Here is a 4,521-nt window from a genome sequence, read left to right on the forward strand (position 1 = left end):
AACATGGATGTTGCCTGACCCACCGCTTTCGCAGCCTCGCTTGGGCTCGACAGCTCCCACATTCGATCTTCATGCACTCAGCGAGTGCGGTGCTGGCATGAGCCCGAAAACGCAGCGCGATTTAATCAGCCATGAAGATCCAGTGTGGGAGCTGTCGAGCTTCAGCGAGGCTGCGATGGCGCCAGTACAGCCGACATCAATATTCAATCTTCATGCACTCAGCGAGTGCGGTGTTGGTATGACGATGGAGAAAAAGAACCGATGAAGACTGAACAACTGCGCACCCTGCAAACCCTACGGGTGCTGCGTGAACAACGGGCGGCCAGCCAGTTGGCGGCGCAACAGCAACGCTGCGCGCAAACCCACGGCGCCCTGAGCGAAGCCAAGGAACAACTGCGCCTGCACCGTGAAGCCGTCGCCCGTGAAGCCGGCGAGATCTACGCCTCGCTGACCGAAGGCCTGTCGGTGGCCAGTTGGCAGGCGGCCCAGGATCGCCTGCGGGGCTTGTCCGACGCTGAGCAACTGCTTGAGGGCGACATCAGCCAGGTGTCCAGCACCCTGCAAACCCAGGAGCGTGAGCGCGACCTGTTCCGCCAGGAACGCCTGAACCGACAGCGCCAGTCCGACGCCTGGCGAAGCCTGCTGGACGGGCGCGAAAACAGTGAGCGTGTCGCCGGCGAGCTGCGCGAAGAACAAGGGCTCGGCACATGATCGTGGCCCTTGCCGACCCGTTGGCGCCCTGGCTTGAACACTATGACCCGGCGCTGCTCCCGCTGCATAACCAACTGCACCGCCGGCGCCATGCGTGGCAGGGCCGTTGTGCCGGGCAGGACTTGAGCGTCGCCTGGGCCGCCGATCCCCAGCCGCTGAAAACACCCCGGGATGTGTTGCTGCTGCTCGGGCAATCCCCGGCGCGCCTGCGCCTTTCGGCCGACGCGGTGCAGCAGGTGCTGGTGCCGCTGGCGTTGCAGTTCGACGCGCAAGTGCTGCCGTCATTGCCGCGCTCGCTGCTGCTGGAACTGGCCGTGCTGGATCTGATCGAGCGCCTCGAACCCTTGCTCGGCCACCCCGTGCAGTTACTCGAAACCCATGAAGAACAACGGCCTTACGCCGTGCACCTGGCGTTGACCCTGACCTTCGGCAACACCCCGCCCATGGCCGCCCAGCTGGACTTGAGCGAAAGCGCCGCGCTGCTGGTGGCGCAGTTGCTGGAGCAGCACGGCCAGATCGAGGCCGACCCGTTGCCCGCGCTGCGCCAGACCCTGTCGGTGGTGGCCGGGCGGCAATGGCTGAGTCTTGGCGAGTTGCGCAGCTTGCAGCCCGGCGATGTGCTGATGCTCGAACCCGGCAGCGGCTGGCTGCTGGACCTCGAGGGCCGCTTGCAAGCCCGCTGCCAGCGTGACGGCGCGTCGCTGCAGCTACAGGAAGCTTTGAAAACGCCCCTTTTGGACATGGAGAACACAATGACTGATGTCGATGCCGCCGCCGCCCTGGACGATTTGCCCCTCAAACTGGTGTGCCAGGTCGGCAGCCTGGAACTGACCCTGGCGCAACTGCGGGAACTGGGCGCGGGCAGCCTGCTGCAACTGAATACACCCACGGTGGATGGCGTCGACCTGATGGTCAACGGCCGCCGCGTCGGCCAGGGCCAACTGGTGAAAATCGGTGACGGCCTGGGTGTGCGCCTGCTGAGTTTCGCCACCCCATGACCGGTTATCAGCCGAACCTGATCGAGATCATCCTGGTGGTTGCCACCATCGGGTTGATCCCGTTGGCGGTGGTGACCCTCACCGGCTTCATGAAAATCTCGGTGGTGCTGTTCCTGATCCGCAACGCCCTGGGCGTGCAGCAAACCCCGCCGAACCTGGTGCTGTACGGCATTGCGCTGATTCTGTCGGTGTACGTCACCACGCCGTTGATTGGCGACATGTACCGCCAGGTGGAGGGGCGCGACCTGAACATCGAGCACGTCGAGCAACTCAAGGACCTCGGCGATGCCTTGCGCCCGCCGTTGCAGGCGCATCTGGCGCGTTTCGCCAACGAGTCCGAGCGCGGGTTTTTCGTGCAGGCCACCGAGACCATCTGGTCGCCGGAAGCCCGTGCCGACCTGCGTGATGACGACCTGGTGGTGCTGATCCCGGCGTTCGTCAGCTCGGAGCTGACCCGGGCCTTCGAGATCGGGTTTTTGCTGTACATCCCGTTTCTGGTGGTGGATTTGCTGGTGTCCAACGTGTTGATGGCGATGGGCATGTCGATGGTCTCGCCGAACCTGATTTCGATCCCGCTGAAAATCTTCCTGTTCGTGTCATTGAGCGGCTGGTCGCGCCTGATGCACGGTTTGATTCTGAGTTACGGCTGAGGCACGACCCATGGGCCAGGACGTTTTCCTGTCATTGATGAAACAGGCACTGATGACCGTGCTGATGCTCTCTGCGCCGGCGCTGGGGGTGGCGATTATCGTCGGCTTGAGCGTGGGCCTGTTCCAGGCGCTGACCCAGATCCAGGACCAGACCTTGCCCCAGGTGGTGAAGCTGGTGGCGGTGTTGTTGACCATCGTGTTCCTGGGCCCGGTGCTGGCTGGGCAAGTGGCGGAACTCGGCAGCCAGGTGCTGGACAATTTCCCCTTGTGGACGCGCTGACCGCTCATGGATGCCAGCCTTACCGCACAGTTTCTGGAAGTCGCCTACCCGGTGATCAGTTCGGCGTCGCTGGCTGCCTGCCGGGCCATGGGCGTAGTGGTGATCACCCCGGCGTTCAACCGCCTCGGGCTCACCGGGATGATTCGCGGCTGCGTGGCCGTGGCGATTTCGATCCCGATGTTCATGCCGGTGTTCGACGCCATGACCTCGATGCCCAACCACGGCAGCCTGTTTATCGCCGGGTTGCTGATCAAGGAGTTCCTGATCGGCATCCTGATCGGCCTGTTGTTCGGCATCCCGTTCTGGGCGGCGGAAGTGGCGGGGGAGTTGATCGACCTGCAGCGCGGCTCGACCATGGCGCAACTGGTGGACCCGCTGTCCACCGGGGAGTCGAGTGTGATGTCCACCTTGCTGACGGTGATGCTGATCACGCTGTTCTTCATGTCCGGTGGTTTTATCCTGATGGTCGACGGCTATTACCACAGCTACCAATTGTGGCCGGTGACCGCGTTTACCCCGGTGTTCGCCAGCTCGGCGTTGCTGGCGGTGTTGTCGATCCTCGACCAGATCATGCGCGTCGGGGTGCTGATGGTGTCGCCGCTGATCATCTCGCTGCTGGTCACCGATTTGATGCTGGCGTACCTGTCGCGCATGGCGCCGAACCTGCATATTTTCGACCTGTCGCTGCCGGTGAAAAACCTGTTTTTCTCGATCCTGATGGTGATCTACATCGGCTTCCTGATTCCATTGATGCTGGACCAGTTGGCGGAATTTCGCGGCACGGTGGAACTGCTGAAAACCCTGGCGGGCATGGAGTAGCGTATGGGCGATACCAGCGAAGAAAAATCCCAGCCGGCCACGGACAAAAAGCTCAAGGACGCGCGCAAGAAGGGCCAGGTCGCCAAGAGCCAGGACCTGGTCTCGGGCATGGTCATCCTGTTTTGCACCCTGTGCATTTCCATCCTTGCGCCACGGGCCCAGGCCCAGGTCACGGCGCTGATCGACCTCACCGCGCAGATCTACATCGAACCGTTCGCCACGGTGTGGCCACGGGTGCTGGACCATGCCGAGCAACTGGTGATCGGCATCACCTTGCCGGTGATGGCGGTGACTACGGGTGTGGTGATCCTGACCAATATCATCACCATGCGTGGCTTTGTGTTTTCCGTGGAGCCGATCAAGCCGGAGTTCAAGCGCATCAACCCGGCGGAAGGCTTCAAGAAGCTGTTTGCCCTGCGCAACTTTGTGGAGTTCATCAAGGGCCTGATCAAGGTGCATGTGCTGGCGGTGGCGTTCTACGTGGTGGGGCGGCATGCGTTGCAGGCATTGATGGAGTCGTCGCGGTGTGGCGCCGGGTGTATCGAATCGACGTTTTTCCTGGTGCTCAAGCCTCTGGTGTTCACCGTGCTCGCGGCGTTCATCCTGGTGGGCGGTGTGGACGTGTTGATGCAGCGCTGGCTGTTCGGCCGCGACATGAAAATGACCCGCAGCGAGACCAAGCGCGAACGCAAGGACATTGATGGCGACCCGCTGATCAAGAGCGAGCGGCGGCGCCAGCGCCAGGAAATGCAGGCGTTGGCCACCAAGCTGGGGTTGGGCCGCGCGTCGATGATGATTGGCACCACCGATGGCTGGGTGATTGGCGTGCGTTATGTGCGTGGCGAGACGCCGGTGCCAGTGGTGGTATGCCGGGCTTCGCCGGAGGAGGCGTTGGGGATGTTGCAGGAGGCATTTGACTTAGGGATACCGCAGGCGCCGGACAGGGGATTGGCGGAGGCGATTGCCAGGAAGACCGTGCCGGGAGATCCGGTGCCGGATGCTTCGTTCCAGGCGGTGGCGGATTGGCTGGTGGCGGCGCGGTTGATCTGACGATCCCGAGCCG

The 4,521-nt window shown here is 62.8% G+C and carries 7 protein-coding genes; all 7 read left to right on the plus strand.

Features of this window, described 5'->3' with window-relative positions; translation table 11 throughout:
* A partial coding sequence (locus V3W39_RS33500) for a hypothetical protein (RefSeq protein ID WP_330214176.1) occupies positions 1-265 on the plus strand: 265 nt, incomplete at its 5' end.
* Positions 262-711: a hypothetical protein gene (locus tag V3W39_RS33505; protein WP_330214177.1), complete on the plus strand. Its 450-nt coding sequence runs from the start codon at positions 262-264 to the stop codon at positions 709-711. The genes V3W39_RS33500 and V3W39_RS33505, both read left to right, overlap by 4 nt.
* Positions 708-1,709, plus strand: a complete 1,002-nt coding sequence (sctQ, locus tag V3W39_RS33510) for a type III secretion system cytoplasmic ring protein SctQ (RefSeq protein ID WP_330214178.1) — start codon at positions 708-710, stop codon at positions 1,707-1,709. The genes V3W39_RS33505 and sctQ overlap by 4 nt, the downstream gene beginning before the upstream one ends.
* Positions 1,706-2,359, plus strand: a complete 654-nt coding sequence (sctR, locus tag V3W39_RS33515; protein WP_003208316.1) for a type III secretion system export apparatus subunit SctR — start codon at positions 1,706-1,708, stop codon at positions 2,357-2,359. The genes sctQ and sctR overlap by 4 nt, the downstream gene beginning before the upstream one ends.
* A gap of 10 nt (positions 2,360-2,369) precedes the next feature.
* Positions 2,370-2,639 carry a type III secretion system export apparatus subunit SctS gene (gene sctS / locus V3W39_RS33520; RefSeq protein WP_003208314.1) on the plus strand — a complete coding sequence of 90 codons (270 nt, stop codon included), beginning with the start codon at positions 2,370-2,372 and terminating at the stop codon, positions 2,637-2,639.
* Between the two features lie 6 nt (positions 2,640-2,645).
* Positions 2,646-3,458, plus strand: a complete 813-nt coding sequence (gene sctT / locus V3W39_RS33525) for a type III secretion system export apparatus subunit SctT (protein WP_003208312.1) — start codon at positions 2,646-2,648, stop codon at positions 3,456-3,458.
* Positions 3,459-3,461: 3 nt separating this feature from the next.
* Complete coding sequence (locus V3W39_RS33530; RefSeq protein WP_330214179.1) at positions 3,462-4,508, plus strand: EscU/YscU/HrcU family type III secretion system export apparatus switch protein; 1,047 nt, start codon at positions 3,462-3,464, stop codon at positions 4,506-4,508.
* The last annotated feature ends 13 nt before the right edge of the window (positions 4,509-4,521 follow it).

The sequence above is a fragment of the Pseudomonas sp. Z18(2022) genome (assembly GCF_036346535.1).
GTDB lineage: Bacteria > Pseudomonadota > Gammaproteobacteria > Pseudomonadales > Pseudomonadaceae > Aquipseudomonas > Aquipseudomonas yamanorum_A.

Excerpts from the sequence above, each read along its gene's own strand:
- V3W39_RS33505 (WP_330214177.1), top strand. The coding sequence starts at position 262 with ATGAAGACTGAACAACTGCGCACCCTGCAAACCCTACGGGTGCTGCGT.
- sctQ (WP_330214178.1), top strand. The coding sequence starts at position 708 with ATGATCGTGGCCCTTGCCGACCCGTTGGCGCCCTGGCTTGAACACTAT.
- sctR (WP_003208316.1), top strand. The coding sequence starts at position 1,706 with ATGACCGGTTATCAGCCGAACCTGATCGAGATCATCCTGGTGGTTGCC.
- sctS (WP_003208314.1), top strand. The coding sequence starts at position 2,370 with ATGGGCCAGGACGTTTTCCTGTCATTGATGAAACAGGCACTGATGACC.
- sctT (WP_003208312.1), top strand. The coding sequence starts at position 2,646 with ATGGATGCCAGCCTTACCGCACAGTTTCTGGAAGTCGCCTACCCGGTG.
- V3W39_RS33530 (WP_330214179.1), top strand. The coding sequence starts at position 3,462 with ATGGGCGATACCAGCGAAGAAAAATCCCAGCCGGCCACGGACAAAAAG.